At 70.5% G+C, this 13,374-nt stretch carries 13 protein-coding genes; 9 read left to right on the top strand and 4 right to left on the bottom strand.

Annotated elements, in window-relative coordinates; translation table 11 throughout:
* The first annotated feature begins 9 nt into the window (after nucleotides 1-9).
* Nucleotides 10-975 carry a helix-turn-helix transcriptional regulator gene (locus ACH492_RS18055; protein WP_398987632.1) on the top strand — a complete coding sequence of 322 codons (966 nt, stop codon included), beginning with the start codon at nucleotides 10-12 and terminating at the stop codon, nucleotides 973-975.
* 77 nt (nucleotides 976-1,052) lie between these two features.
* Here the strand turns inward: ACH492_RS18055 and ACH492_RS18050 are convergent, their stop codons facing one another.
* The gene (locus tag ACH492_RS18050; protein WP_398987630.1) at nucleotides 1,053-1,982 is read right to left on the bottom strand and encodes an SDR family oxidoreductase; all 930 of its coding nucleotides are present in this window, start codon (nucleotides 1,980-1,982) and stop codon (nucleotides 1,053-1,055) included.
* A 111-nt stretch (nucleotides 1,983-2,093) separates the two neighbouring features.
* On the opposite strand from ACH492_RS18050, the gene ACH492_RS18045 reads away from it, so the two are divergent.
* On the top strand, nucleotides 2,094-2,615 hold the full coding sequence (locus tag ACH492_RS18045; RefSeq protein WP_398988358.1) for a DUF4240 domain-containing protein: 522 nt from the start codon (nucleotides 2,094-2,096) through the stop codon (nucleotides 2,613-2,615).
* A 40-nt stretch (nucleotides 2,616-2,655) separates the two neighbouring features.
* Here the strand turns inward: ACH492_RS18045 and ACH492_RS18040 are convergent, their stop codons facing one another.
* Nucleotides 2,656-3,153 (bottom strand): GNAT family N-acetyltransferase, encoded by a 498-nt coding sequence (locus ACH492_RS18040; RefSeq protein WP_398987628.1) that lies wholly within the window; start codon nucleotides 3,151-3,153, stop codon nucleotides 2,656-2,658.
* Nucleotides 3,154-3,196: 43 nt separating this feature from the next.
* On the opposite strand from ACH492_RS18040, the gene ACH492_RS18035 reads away from it, so the two are divergent.
* Both ACH492_RS18035 and ACH492_RS18030 read left to right on the top strand, forming a co-directional pair.
* Entirely contained in the window at nucleotides 3,197-4,087 is an 891-nt protein-coding gene (locus ACH492_RS18035; protein WP_373430138.1) for a TIGR01777 family oxidoreductase, read from the top strand.
* A gap of 297 nt (nucleotides 4,088-4,384) precedes the next feature.
* Nucleotides 4,385-5,734: an FAD-dependent oxidoreductase gene (locus ACH492_RS18030; protein WP_398987626.1), complete on the top strand. Its 1,350-nt coding sequence runs from the start codon at nucleotides 4,385-4,387 to the stop codon at nucleotides 5,732-5,734.
* A 192-nt stretch (nucleotides 5,735-5,926) separates the two neighbouring features.
* Here ACH492_RS18030 and ACH492_RS18025 read toward each other — a convergent pair whose 3' ends face one another.
* Nucleotides 5,927-7,372, bottom strand: coding sequence for a regulator (locus ACH492_RS18025; RefSeq protein ID WP_398987624.1), 1,446 nt, complete (start codon nucleotides 7,370-7,372; stop codon nucleotides 5,927-5,929).
* Between the two features lie 243 nt (nucleotides 7,373-7,615).
* Here ACH492_RS18025 and lipB point away from each other — a divergent pair, with 243 nt between their 5' ends.
* From lipB to ACH492_RS18005, 4 genes are all read left to right on the top strand, one after another.
* Nucleotides 7,616-8,410: a lipoyl(octanoyl) transferase LipB gene (gene lipB, locus ACH492_RS18020; protein ID WP_398987622.1), complete on the top strand. Its 795-nt coding sequence runs from the start codon at nucleotides 7,616-7,618 to the stop codon at nucleotides 8,408-8,410.
* A gap of 102 nt (nucleotides 8,411-8,512) precedes the next feature.
* Nucleotides 8,513-9,478 (top strand): lipoyl synthase, encoded by a 966-nt coding sequence (gene lipA, locus ACH492_RS18015; protein WP_398987620.1) that lies wholly within the window; start codon nucleotides 8,513-8,515, stop codon nucleotides 9,476-9,478.
* Nucleotides 9,479-9,770: 292 nt separating this feature from the next.
* Nucleotides 9,771-9,980, top strand: a complete 210-nt coding sequence (locus ACH492_RS18010) for a hypothetical protein (protein ID WP_398988356.1) — start codon at nucleotides 9,771-9,773, stop codon at nucleotides 9,978-9,980.
* A 19-nt stretch (nucleotides 9,981-9,999) separates the two neighbouring features.
* A complete protein-coding gene (locus ACH492_RS18005; RefSeq protein ID WP_398987618.1) occupies nucleotides 10,000-10,707 on the top strand; it encodes a DUF4191 domain-containing protein in 708 nt (235 codons plus the stop codon).
* A gap of 82 nt (nucleotides 10,708-10,789) precedes the next feature.
* Here the strand turns inward: ACH492_RS18005 and ACH492_RS18000 are convergent, their stop codons facing one another.
* Entirely contained in the window at nucleotides 10,790-11,257 is a 468-nt protein-coding gene (locus ACH492_RS18000) for an RDD family protein (protein WP_398987616.1), read from the bottom strand.
* 210 nt (nucleotides 11,258-11,467) lie between these two features.
* Here ACH492_RS18000 and glnA point away from each other — a divergent pair, with 210 nt between their 5' ends.
* Entirely contained in the window at nucleotides 11,468-12,877 is a 1,410-nt protein-coding gene (gene glnA / locus ACH492_RS17995; RefSeq protein WP_398987614.1) for a type I glutamate--ammonia ligase, read from the top strand.
* Nucleotides 12,878-13,374: the final 497 nt, after the last annotated feature.

Below are 13,374 nucleotides of genomic sequence, written 5' to 3'. Positions count from 1 at the left end.
GATGGAGGCATGCGTGCTGGCCGGCTGATCAAGATGGTGCTGCTCCTCCAGGCAAGGCCCTCCATGACCGGGGCCGAGCTGGCACGCGAGCTCGACGTGTCGGAGCGGACCATAACCCGGGACGCCCTCGCGCTGTCCGAGGCGGGCGTCCCGGTCTACGCCGACCGGGGGCGGGCCGGCGGCTACCGGCTCGTCGGCGGCTACCGGACCCGGCTGACCGGGCTCGGGCGCAGTGAGGCCGAGGCCCTCTTCCTGTCCGGGCTCCCGGGCGCGCTGCGGGAGATGGGCCTCGAAGACGCGGCGTCCGCGGCACGCCTGAAGGTGTCCGCGGCGCTGCTGCCCTCGCTCAGGGACGCCTCCCACAGCGCGGCCCAGCGCTTCCATCTCGACGCTCCCGGCTGGTACCAGGAGCCGGGGACGCCCGAGCTGCTCCCGGCCGTCGCGGACGCGGTGTGGGACGACCGCCGTATCAGGGCCCGCTACCGGCGCCAGGACACCGAGGTCGAGCGGGAGTTGGAGCCGTACGGACTCGTACTGAAGGCGGGCGTCTGGTACTTGTGCGCCCGCGCGGATGCGGCCTTCCGGGTGTACCGGATCGACCGGTTCACGGCGGTGGACGCGGACGGGGAACTCTTCGTACGGGACGAGGAGTTCGACCTGCCCGGTTTCTGGGAGGAGCGCGCCGCCCAGTTCGCGCGCTCCATACTGCACGCCGAAGTGGTGGTCCGGGTCACCGAGGAGGGCGCGCGCCGGCTGCCGTACGTCACGGACCGGGCGGCGGCCCGCGAAGCGCTGGCGGCGGCCGAACCCCCGGACGGGCAGGGCCGGGTGACGCTCACCCTGCCCGTCGAATCCCACGAGGTCGCGTTCGGCCAGCTCTTCGGCCTGGGTCCCCATGCGGAGCTGCTTGCGCCGCCGGATCTGCGCGCCCGTTTCGCCGAGGCCGCGGACCGGGCGGCGCGGCTGTATCAGTGACAGCCCTCCCGCGCTGGACGCGGCCCCACTGGTAGTCCCCACCGGTATTCCCTACCAGTAATCCCAACCAGTACTCCCTACCGGTAGTCGTCCTTGGACGGGTCCGCGCCCGCCGCCTCCTCCGCGATGTACGTCCAGACGTCCGGCCTGCTGCCGTCCGCGTCCGTGACGCCGTACACCTTCGCCAGCTGCCCGCTGGAGAGCGACTGCCCGTTCCAGCGGGCCCGCTCCGGGTCCGCGGCGAGCGCCGCGACCCCCCGGCCGACATAGACCGGTGACTCGGACAGCGCCCAGTGCGCCTGCTTGTCGATCGCCTCGCGCCAGGTCTCCTCGGTGACGCCGAAGATGTCGAGCATTTCTTCGGAGCGCAGAAAGCCAGGGGTGACGGACACCGCCGCGCCGCCGACGCTCTTCAGCTCCTCGCCCAGGATGAAGGCCATCCGGATCGGGCCGTTCTTGGCGAGGTCGTAGTAGAAGTTCTCGCGGAAGCCCTTGTTGGTCTCGGCCGTGCCGTCGGTGACCTCGACGACCAGGCCCCGTGGCCGCCGTACGAGCAGGGGCAGCGCGATGCTGCTGGTGATGATGTGGCTCTTCACCCCGAGCTCGATCATCCGCAGCCCGCGGCTCAGCTCGACGTCCCACATCCTCGTGTCGAAGTCGAGCAGGTGGTTGCCGCCCCAGATGTCGTTGACCAGGATGTCGAGCCGGCCGTGGTCGCGGTCGATCCGCTCGACGACCGCCCGTACCTGCTCGGGCTCCAGGTGGTCCGCCGGTACGGCGATGCCTTCGCCGCCCGCCGCCGTGACCAGCTCCGCCGTCTCTTCGATGGTCTCTGTCGTCCGGCCGACCTCGCTGACGTGCTCGCGAGTGGTTCGTCCCGTCACATACACCGTCGCTCCGGCCGCGCCCAGCTGTACGGCGATGGCGCGCCCCGCGCCCCGGGTGGCGCCCGCGACCAGTGCGACTTTCCCTGTCAGTGGTGTGTCCGTCGGTGTGTCCGTCGTCATACGCCGACGGTCGCACGGATACCCGACATCTCCTGTCCGCCATTCGAAAGAGTCAGCATTTCGGTGGCTCCGCGTGCGCCGCCCCCCGCCAACCACGATGCTTGTCCCGTGATGGACGAGACGGAGTTCTGGGAGATCATCGACAGCACCCGCGAGGCCGCCGAGGGCGACCCCGAGGACCATGCCGAACTGCTGGTCGAGCGGCTGCTGCAGCTCGACCCCGACTCCGTGCTGGACTTCGCGCGGCACTTCGAGGCCCGCTACAACCGCGCGTACACCTGGGATCTGTGGGGCGCGGCCGCCGTGCTCCTCGGCGGCGCGAGCGACGACGCCTTCGACTACTTCCGCTGCTGGCTGATCGGGCAGGGCCGGGAGATCTTCGAGGGCGCGCTGCACGGCCCGGACACGCTGGCCGAGCTGCTCGATGAGTTCGACGAGGACATCGACGGGGACGGTGAGGAGCTGGGGTACGCGGCGGACGAGGCGTACGAGCAGCTCACCGGGGTCGTCGCGCCGGATCTCGGGATCCCGCCACAGACGGCCGAGCCGGCCGGGACGCCGTTCGACTTCGACGACGACGAGGCGCTGGCGCAACGTTTCCCCCGGCTCTGGGACCGCTTCGGTAACCCGTGAGAACTCCCGCCCGGTTCAAGGCCGTTGGTCACGACGTTGCTCACGCGGTGAGGCTGCGGCCCATCATCACGTCGTCGACGTACTGCCCGTCCAGGTAGAACTCCCCCGGCAGCACGCCCTCGACCGCGAAGCCCTCCGACTCGTACAGCGCACGGGCCGGTTTGTTGTGGCCCAGTACCCGCAGCGTCATCCGCAGCGCACCCTGCCGCCGCGCCTCGGCGAACGCGGCTCGCAGCAGCGCCCGCCCGATCCCCCGCCCGCGCGCCCGTTCGGCCACGGCGAGACCCTGGATCTGCCGCACATGCCGGTTGCATGCGAGCGGGGTGGGCGCGATCAGCCGGATGTAGCCGATGACCGTGCCGTCGGCGTCCTCGGCGACGAGAAGGTCCTCGGGCCGGTGGTTCGAGTCGAAGAAACTGTCGTACGGCGGCTTCGGCCTCGGCTGCACCGCGTGCAGCGGCGACCAGGTGTCCCGTTCGAGCTCACCGAGGTCTGCCTCGTCGGTACGCAGTGCGGGGCATATGTGCGACTCGGACATAAGGTCACTGTGCCATGCGGCCGTACGGGGGCAGGATGTGCCCATGCGGATCGCGGTCACCGGCTCCACCGGACTCATCGGTACGGCACTTGTGCGCTCGCTGCGCTCGGACGGGCACGAGGTGGTGCGCCTGGTGCGCCGCCCCGCGCGGGCAGGGGACGAGGTGGAGTGGGACCCGCATCGGCAGTACGTCGACGTGGGCGGCCTGGTCGGCTGTGAGGGCGTCGTGCATCTCGCCGGGGCGGGGATCGGCGCGCGCCGCTGGAACGACGCGTACCGCAAGGAGATCCGGGACAGCCGGGTGCTGGGCACGGCCGCGATCGCGGAGGCGGTCGCCTCCCTGGATGCACCGCCCCGGGTGCTGATCAGCGGAAGCGCGGTCGGCTTCTACGGTGACACCGGGGACCGTGCGGTGGACGAGAGCGCACCGCCCGGCGACGGGTTTCTGCCAAAGCTGGTCGTGGAGTGGGAGGAGGCGGCGGCCCCGGCCGAGGAGGCGGGCATCCGGACCGCCTTCGCCCGCACGGGGCTTGTGGTGGCGCGCAAGGGCGGGGCGTGGGGCCGGATGTTCCCGATCTTCAAGGCGGGCGTCGGTGGGCAGCTCGGCAACGGCCGGCAGTACTGGAGCTACATCTCGCTGCACGACGAAGTGGCGGCGCTGCGGCACATCCTGGACACGGAGTCGCTGTCCGGTCCGGTGAACCTCACGGCCCCCCACCCGGTCACCAACCGCGAGGTCACCGAGGCGATGGGCCGGGCGCTGCGGCGTCCCGCGTTCTTCGCGGTCCCCGCGCCGGTGCTGCGCGTCGTCCTCGGCGAGCTTGCCGAGGACGTCCTGAGCAGCCAGCGGGTACTGCCGAACCGGCTGCTGGAGTCGGACTTCTCCTTCGCGTTCCCGGGCATCGACGAGGCGATCCGCGCGGCCCTGCGGTAGCCCGGCGCCCGGCCCGCGGGGTCAGTGGCGCAGCCCGGGCAAAGAGCCGCGGGGTCTGGGGCGGCGGCCCCCGGAAAAGAGCCGCGGGGTTAAGGAGCCGCGTCCCCGAAAAAGAGCCGCGGGGTCAGGGGCAGCGCCCCCGCAATAGCCGTGTGCGCCCCCGCGCCCCGGTGCTCCACCGCATGCGCGACTCGCGGTTCGGCCACCGCTGCCTACTCTCTGTCCGACTCGGGCATTCCGGGGGCCTGTTGGGGGCATGAGGCTCCCACCAGCCGCGCCGACCTCGGGGAGGGGCACGTGCTCAGCAGCACCGCTCATCATGCGGACGTCGTCATCGTCGGGGCCGGGATCGCCGGTCTCTCGGCGGCTCATCAACTCATCAGCGCAGGCATCAAGGTCAGTGTCCTGGAGGCCGCCCCAGAGGTGGGCGGCCGGATGGCCACGGAGGAGATCGACGGTTTCCGGCTCGACCGCATCGGCCAGTTGCTCAACACCTCGTATCCCGAACTGCGCCGCACAAAGGGGCTCGCGGACGTCGTCCTGCGGCCCTTCTCGCCGGGTGTGCTCGTGCACAGCGGGGGGCGGCTCCAGCGGACCGGAGAGGTGGTCAGGCGGTCCGGTGAACCAGGGGGCGCACGGTGGGGGTCCCCACACGCCCTCCGGGGCGTAGGGGGAGCATTCACGGTCGCACGCGCCCTCGCAAGCGCCCCCAGGCCGCTCGACCAGGCCCGGCTCGGCGCGTCCCTCGCCCGTCTCGCGGCCACCCCGGTGGAGCGCCTGCTGGCCCGCCCCGAGCGGCCCACGGCGGGCTCGCTCTGCGCCCGCGGCGTGCCGGTCCGTACGCTCCACGGCTTCCTGCGCCCTCTGCTGTCCGCACTGCTCTGCGACCCGGCGCTGACCACCTCTAGCCGGTGCGCCGATCTCGCCCTGCGCGGCTTCGCACGCGGCCGGTTGTGCGTACCGGAAGGGGGCGCGGCGGCTCTGCCCCGGCAGCTGGCAGCCGCCCTGCCGCCTGGCACCGTACACACGGGGATCCGTGTCACCGACGCCTCCATCAACCGCGTCGTGACCGAGGAGTACGGCGAACTCGGCTGCCGTGCCCTGGTGCTGGCCACCGGCGCCCGCGCGGCCGCCGAGCTGCTGCCGGGCCTGCGGGTGCCGTCCTTCCACCCGGTTACGGTGCTGCACCACACCGCGCCCGAGGCCCCGCTCGCCGACCCCGCCCTGGTGCTGGACGGGGACCGCAGTGGGCCCGTCTCGCACACCGCCGTGATGAGCGAGGTCGACCCGTCGCGCGCGCCGACCGACCGCGTGCTGATCTCGTCGACGGTGCTCGGGACTCCCCCGCCGCAGCTGGACCGGGCCGTCCGCGCCCATCTCGCCACGCTGTACGGCACACCCACCGCCGACTGGGAGCTGCTCGCGGTCCACCACGACCCGGAGGCGGTCCCGGCGATGCCCCCACCACACGATCCGCGCCGCCCGGTGCGGCTGCTGTCCGGGCTGTACGTCTGCGGGGACCACCGCGATACGAGTACGGTCCAAGGCGCGCTGTTCTCGGGCCGCAGGGCGGCGGACGCGATCCTGCGGGACTTCGGCGTCCAACAGGGCTACGAGGAGGCGGCCGCGCTGTCGGCGGTGGCGTAACCGCCCTGCTCGGGGCTCCGCCCCGGACCCCGCGCCTCAATCGCCGGCGAGGCTGATTTCCGGGGCTCCGCCCTGGGCCCCGCCAAAGCTGAAGGCTGTCCGCCAGAGCGCAGCGCCTGGCCGGGGCCCGGACGGGCTGAATATCAGCCCGTCCGGCGATTGGGGACTGGGGTCCGGGGCGAAGCCCCGGGTTCAGCCCAGCGCTGCCACCCGGTCGCGATAATTCCGTGCCGCCGCCGCATCCCGGTACGGCTCCAGCCGGCGCTCGAATTCCCGTACGTACTCCGTCGCCCGCGCCGACCGCATCTCAGACGCCTGCAGCGCCGCCTCCGCCCCCAGCGCGCACGCCTGGTCCAGGTCCCCCAGGCCGAGCCGGGCGGAGGCCAGCACCACCCGGCAGAAGACCCGGCTGCGCGCGAACGCCGGAGCGCGCAGCTGGAGCGAGCGCTCCGCGTGCTGCGCCGCGGCCCTGTACTGCTGCAGATCCCGGTGGCAGTGCCCGAACTCGTCCGCGAGCTGCGCCTCGTCGAAGAACCGCGCCCAGTGCGGCACATCGTCCCCCGGCCGCGCCGTCTCCAGCGCCCGCTCGGCCCGCACCAGCGCGGCGGTGCACGCCCGCACGTCGCTGAGCACGCCGTGCCCGCGCGCCTCGACGGCGTGCAGCAGCGCCTGCACCACCGGCGGCGCCGACGAGCCCACGCCCTGCTGGGCGACGCGCGTCAGCTGCACCGCCTCCCGGCCATGCCCGAGATAGACCGCCTGGCGGCTCATGGTCACCAGCACATAGGAGCCGTATGCGCGGTCTCCGGCAGCCTGGGAGAGCCGTAACGCCTGGACGAAGTAGCGCTGGGCGAGGCCGTGGGCGGCGATGTCGTACGACGTCCAGCCGGCCAGCCGGGTCAGATCGGCGGCCGCGGCGAACAGCCGCCGCCCGGTGACCTCCCCATAGGTGCCGCGGAGCATCGGCTCGGCCTCGTGCTCGAGATAGCGGACCAGCGCCTGCCGGGCGTGCCCGCCGCCGTAGGCGTGGTCGAGGGTGCGGAACAGCTCGCCGACCGAGCGCAGGGCCGCGATGTCGCCGCTGGAGACCTTCTGGCCGGGCCCCCGGTCGGTGGAGCGCTGCCGGGGGACGGCGACCCGGCCCTGCACGGGGACGCGGCTGGTCCCGCTCTGCCCGGCCTCTCCCCGGCTGACCCGCTCGTCGGCCCGCCCGATCAGCCAGTCCCTGCTCGGCACGACAAGCCCGGCCGGAGTGAACGCGATCTTCCGCAGCTCCGCATGGCTGCCGGAGTCCTTGCGCCACAGCCCGCTGACGATGTCCACGGCCTCCTCGGGCGTGGCCGCGAACTCAAGACCGGCGTATACGGGCGCACACGCGTCGAGCCCCAGGTCCTGCGCCGACAGCCGGCGGCCGAGCCGCCGGGTGAACACCTCGGCGATCAGGGCGGGGGTGGTGCCGCGAGGCTGCTGGCCGCGCAGCCAGCGGGTCACGGAGGTTTTGTCGTACCGCAGATCCAGCCCGTGTTCGAGTCCGAGCTGGTCCACTCGGCGGGCAAGACCTGCGTTGGAGAATCCGGCTTCTGCGATCAGCGCGGCGAGCTGTCGGTTGGGGATGCGCTGTGGGGATCGTTCCGTCATCAGCTGTGCGGTCTCCTGCCTTCCGGGCCGCGAGCAGCCCTATGGAACGGCGTGAATTTAGCGACCCTTCGCGCCCGGCCCGCCAGCTTCGCCCCACATTCATCCGATCGTGTGAGGATTGGGGAAGTCGCTGACGGGACGCACCTGACCCGTCGGCCTCCCGCGAGCCGCCGTACAGTTGCATGGGCGTGATGAGTGCAGGGTGAAGGTTGTGCAGGGTGAGGGTTCCAGGGAGGCTCAGCCGTGAGTGAGCTGCGGTTCGTCCAACTAGGGTTCGGCGACGAAGCCGTCGAGTACCAAGAGGCGTGGCAGAAACAGCGCGAGGTCCACGCCGCCCGGTTCGCCGACGAGATCGAGGACACCTGCCTGTTCCTGGAGCACCCGCCGGTGTATACGGCGGGCCGGCGCACACAGGACAGCGAGCGCCCCCTGGACGGCACCCCCGTCGTCGACGTCGACCGCGGTGGCAAGATCACCTGGCACGGCCCGGGCCAGCTGGTGGGCTACCCGATCCTGAAGCTGCCGCGCCCGGTGGACGTCGTCGCGCATGTGCGCCGGCTCGAGGACGCGCTGATCCGCACCTGCGCGGAGTTCGGCCTCGAGACCACCCGTATCGAGGGCCGCAGCGGTGTGTGGGTGCTGGGCGACCCGGTCGAGGACCGCCCGGCGATCGGCGGTCTCTCACTGGACTTCGACCCGCGGCTGCAGGACGAGGAGTTCGACCCGCGGCTCAACGGCCCGGAGTACGCACCCTCCAACGCCGGCCAGCGCCGCGAGGACCGCAAGCTCGCGGCAATCGGCATCCGTGTCGCCAAGGGCGTCTCGATGCACGGCTTCGCGCTGAATGTGAACCCGGACAACACCTGGTTCGACCGGATCGTGCCGTGCGGGATCCGGGACGCGGGTGTGACGTCACTGGCGTACGAGCTGGGCCGCGAAGTCACCATCGCCGATGTGCTTCCGGTCACCGAGAAGCACCTGCGGGCCGTCCTGGAGAACGCGGACCTGCGACCGAGGCCCATCGAGGCCGCCGTCTAGGGAATGCACCCCTGCGGCCTGGGGTTGGCCAGACGTAGGGCCACACAAATAACGGGCGTACCCTGGTGTCCGCCGAAGAATCGAAGTCGTAGGGAGCCGGACGTGTCCGCAGTCGCACCCGACGGACGCAAGATGCTGCGCCTGGAGGTCCGGAACAGCCAGACGCCCATCGAGCGTAAGCCCGAGTGGATCAAGACCCGGGCGAAGATGGGTCCCGAGTACACGCAGATGCAGAAACTCGTGAAGAGCGAAGGTCTGCACACCGTGTGCCAGGAGGCCGGCTGTCCGAACATCTACGAGTGCTGGGAGGACCGCGAGGCGACCTTCCTCATCGGCGGCGACCAGTGCACCCGGCGATGTGACTTCTGCCAGATCGACACCGGCAAGCCCGCCGCCCTCGACCTCGACGAGCCGCGCCGCGTCGGCGAGTCCGTGGTCACCATGGACCTGAACTACGCCACCATCACCGGCGTCGCGCGCGACGACCTGGAGGACGGCGGCGCCTGGCTGTACGCCGAGACGGTGCGCCAGATCCACTCGATGACGTCGGAGCGCGAGGCGGGCCGCACCAAGGTCGAGCTCCTCATCCCCGACTTCAACGCGGTGCCGGAGCAGTTGGCCGAGGTCTTCTCGTCCCGCCCGGAGGTGCTCGCGCACAACGTCGAGACCGTGCCGCGGATCTTCAAGCGGATCCGCCCCGGTTTCCGTTACGAGCGCTCCCTCGAGGTCATCACGCGCGCCCGCGAGGCGGGCCTGGTCACCAAGTCGAACCTCATCCTGGGTATGGGCGAGGAGCGCGAGGAGGTCAGCGAGGCGCTGCGGCACCTGCACGACGCGGGCTGCGAGCTGATCACGATCACCCAGTATCTGCGTCCTTCCGTCCGCCACCACCCGGTCGAGCGCTGGGTGAAGCCGCACGAGTTCGTGGAGCTGAAGGAGGAGGCCGAGGAGATCGGCTTCTCCGGTGTGATGTCGGGTCCGCTGGTCCGTTCCTCGTACCGCGCGGGCCGGCTGTACCAGCAGGCGATCGAGCGCCGGGGCGCGGCGGTCTCGTCGCAAGCCGTGTGAATTCGGGCACAGACGACTACTGGCCAGTAATGGCGAGTTGTACGCGGCTCGTACCCTCCCCGCAGGTCGGGGGCGGCGTACGGGCCGCGTCAGCGTTCGGACGCGGCGCATAAAGGTTTCATCGGTGTTTGACCGGTCGGTCATGCCCTGGTAACACCAATCAGTGACCCTGGGTTTACGCACAGCACGCACCGCTCGCTCTGTGCACAGCAGGCACCGCTCCCCGTACTGCCCCGCACCGCTCCCGCTCTTCGTCTCGCACCCCGATCTCACCCCGAGGGGGGACATCCACATGCAGGCCGCGCCGGTTCGTCCCGTACGCGCTACCGCCATCCCGTCCGTCACCGATGCCCTGCGCGCCATGGAGTCGCTGCTCCTCGGCAGCGGCCAGCGCACCGCCCGCAGGAACGCATGGACGGCGGTCCTCGAAGACCGACGCCGGGCCAAGGACCGGGTCGACGCGCAGCATGTACTGGAGGCCGTGGCCGACCGCACTTCCTGAGCCACGTAAACTTCTGGTTATGGCGAGGAAGGCAAACTCAGACAGCGCTGACGCTGCTGCGAACCCCGGGCGACTGAAGCAGATCGCCCTGACGTACAAGATGACCCGGAAGGCCGACTCGAAGGTCGGTCTTGTCGTCGCGGCTGTGGGAATCGTCACCTTCGGTGTCCTCCTCGCGATCGGTTTCTTGATCGACCACCCCGTTTATCTGGGCATCCTCGGATTCCTGCTGGCCTTCCTCGCGATGGCGATCGTCTTCGGACGCCGCGCCGAGCGAGCGGCCTTCGGGCAGATGGAGGGCCAGCCGGGTGCGGCGGCCGCGGTGCTGGAGAACGTGGGCCGCGGCTGGAGCACGACCCCGGCGGTGGCGATGAACCGCAGCCAGGACGTGGTGCACCGGGCGGTCGGCAAGGCCGGCATCGTGCTGGTGGCGGAGGGCAACCCGAACCGGCTGAAGTCGCTGCTGGCGGCCGAGAAGAAGAAGATGGCGCGCATCGTGGTGGACGTGCCGGTGCACGACATCATCGTGGGCACCGGCGAGGACCAGGTGCCGCTGAAGAAGCTGCGCACGACGATGCTGAAGTTGCCGCGGGTGCTCACCGGCCCGCAGGTCACGGCGGCGAACGACCGCTTGCGGGCGATGGGCGACCTGATGAGCAATATGCCGCTGCCGAAGGGTCCGATGCCGAAGGGTATGCGGATGCCGCGGGGCGGAAAGATGCGCTGACCTCGTACGAGATACACGTACGAGATGCGGAGGCGGCCCGGACGAATGCGTCCGGGCCGCCTCTTGTATCTCTTCTACCGGGTCAGATCCTCACCTGTACGGCGCGGGCGAGGCGGTCGTGCAGCCCGCGCCCGTCGCGGTCCCAGATGAGGGCCGGGATCGCGAGGCAGAGGAGCACGCTGCGTACGATCACCCGGAAGATCCCGAGCCGCCCGCCGTCCTCGGAGATGACGCGCAGCCTGAGGATCCGCTTGCCGGGCGTGAAGCCGACGGTTCCGACGGTCAGCACGCTCAGTACGAGGAAGATGCCGAGCGCCCAGTTCCCGGCACCCTGCCGGTCACCGTTCGCGAACAGCCCGTATGCGATCAGGAGGCACAGCCCCCAGTCGATGAGGACGGCGCCGAAGCGCCGTCCGAGGGGGGCGATGGAGCCCGGTCCCGCCTCCGGCAGACCCAGCCGCTCACCCCGGTGACCGAACTCGGCGCCCATGTCCTCGGCCGCCGCGCGGGGCCCGGAGAGCCACGATCCGATTGCTTGCCTGTTGTCCACCCGTACACGGTACTGCGCCCGGTTTCACCCACCTGAAGGCGGGGCCTTGACGCGGCTCCGACTCCCGACCCGGTTAACTTCGGCGAAACAAATGGGTCATGCCTGAGAAATCCCGTCTGCCTAAGGTCGGGTCTCAGCGTGTGCCACCGCACTGGCCGCACGAAGAGCTACAACCCCGCCCTTCCCCGGGTCGGGAGTAGGAGGAGTTGGATGTTCCAGAACGCCGACGACGCCAAGAAGTTCATCGCGGACAACGACGTCAAAATGGTCGACGTCAGGTTCTGCGATCTTCCCGGCGTGATGCAGCACTTCACGATCCCGGCGACGGCGTTCGACCCGTCCGACGAGCTGGCCTTCGACGGCTCGTCGATCCGCGGCTTCCAGGCGATCCACGAGTCCGACATGGCGCTGCGCGCGGACCTGTCGACGGCGCGGCTCGACCCGTTCCGCAAGGACAAGACGCTCAACATCAACTTCTTCATCCACGACCCGATCACGGGCGAGCAGTACAGCCGTGACCCGCGCAACATCGCCAAGAAGGCGGAGGCCTACCTCGCCTCCACCGGCATCGCGGACACCGCGTACTTCGGCCCGGAGGCGGAGTTCTACGTCTTCGACTCGGTGCGCTTCAACACCACGTCGAACGAGGGCTTCTACCACATCGACTCCGAGGCCGGCGCCTGGAACACCGGTGCGGTCGAGGACAACCGCGGCTACAAGGTCCGCTACAAGGGCGGCTACTTCCCGGCCCCGCCGGTCGACCACTTCGCCGACCTGCGCGCCGAGATCTCCCTGGAGCTGGAGGCGTCCGGCATCCAGGTCGAGCGCCAGCACCACGAGGTGGGCACGGCCGGCCAGGCTGAGATCAACTACAAGTTCAACACGCTGCTGGCCGCGGCCGACGACCTGATGCTCTTCAAGTACATCGTGAAGAACGTCGCCTGGCGCAACGGCAAGACCGCGACCTTCATGCCGAAGCCGATCTTCGGCGACAACGGCTCGGGCATGCACGTCCACCAGTCGCTGTGGCAGGGCGGCTCCCCGCTCTTCTACGACGAGCAGGGCTACGCGGGCCTCTCGGACACCGCCCGCTACTACATCGGCGGCATCCTGAAGCACGCCCCGTCGCTGCTGGCCTTCACGAACCCGACGGTGAACTCCTACCACCGCCTGGTCCCGGGCTTCGAGGCGCCGGTCAACCTGGTCTACTCGCAGCGCAACCGCTCGGCGGCGATGCGCATCCCGATCACGGGCTCGAACCCGAAGGCAAAGCGCGTGGAGTTCCGCGCGCCGGACCCGTCGTCGAACCCGTACCTGGCGTTCTCGGCACTGCTGCTCGCGGGCCTCGACGGCGTCAAGAACAAGATCGAGCCGGCGGAGCCGATCGACAAGGACCTCTACGAGCTCGCCCCCGACGAGCACGCGAGCGTCCCGCAGGTCCCGACCTCGCTCCCGGCGGTGCTGGAGGCGCTGGAGGCGGACAACGAGTACCTGCAGGCGGGCGGGGTGTTCACGTCGGACCTGATCGAGACGTGGATCGACTACAAGCGGACGCACGAGATCGCCCCGATCCAGCTGCGGCCGCACCCGCACGAGTTCGAGCTGTACTTCGACATCTAAGAACGCCGCAGGTCAGAGCGGGTTTCCGTTCGCCTGGGCAGTCTGTGGGCCGTCGGCCGTGTTCTTCCGCTCCCGGAAGACGCGGCCGACGGCCGTTTCTATGGGTGTTTTTCAGGCCGCGGCGGGGGCCGCTCCGTCGTCGCCTTTGCCCTCGACGTCCGCGCTGAATGCGGCGTCGAGGGCCGGCCCGTCCTGAGCACGCTCGGCTTCCGGCCCAACACGTCACCGGACGGTGCCGACCCCCGCACGCCGCCACCGTCCGCCGTCCGCTGGAACACGTCGACCGGTGACGCGCTGAACGTGGCGGGTCGCGCGGCGACGGTCGCCACCCCTGACGGAAGCCGACACGCGCTGATGGAGAACCACATGGCCGGTCCGGGCTCGACCTCGAGGCCGGTCCGAATGCGGCTGTCGACGCTCATCCCGCTCTCCACCATGTCCTGCTCAGCACAGGTGCACACCACCGTTCTGTGAACTCCGGAGGAGTCGCGGCTCGT

It is taken from the genome of Streptomyces sp. NPDC019443 (assembly GCF_044389785.1).
GTDB lineage: Bacteria > Actinomycetota > Actinomycetes > Streptomycetales > Streptomycetaceae > Streptomyces.
The sequence above is the reverse complement of the archived record's forward strand: the minus strand, read 5'-3'. Positions and strand labels throughout refer to the sequence as shown.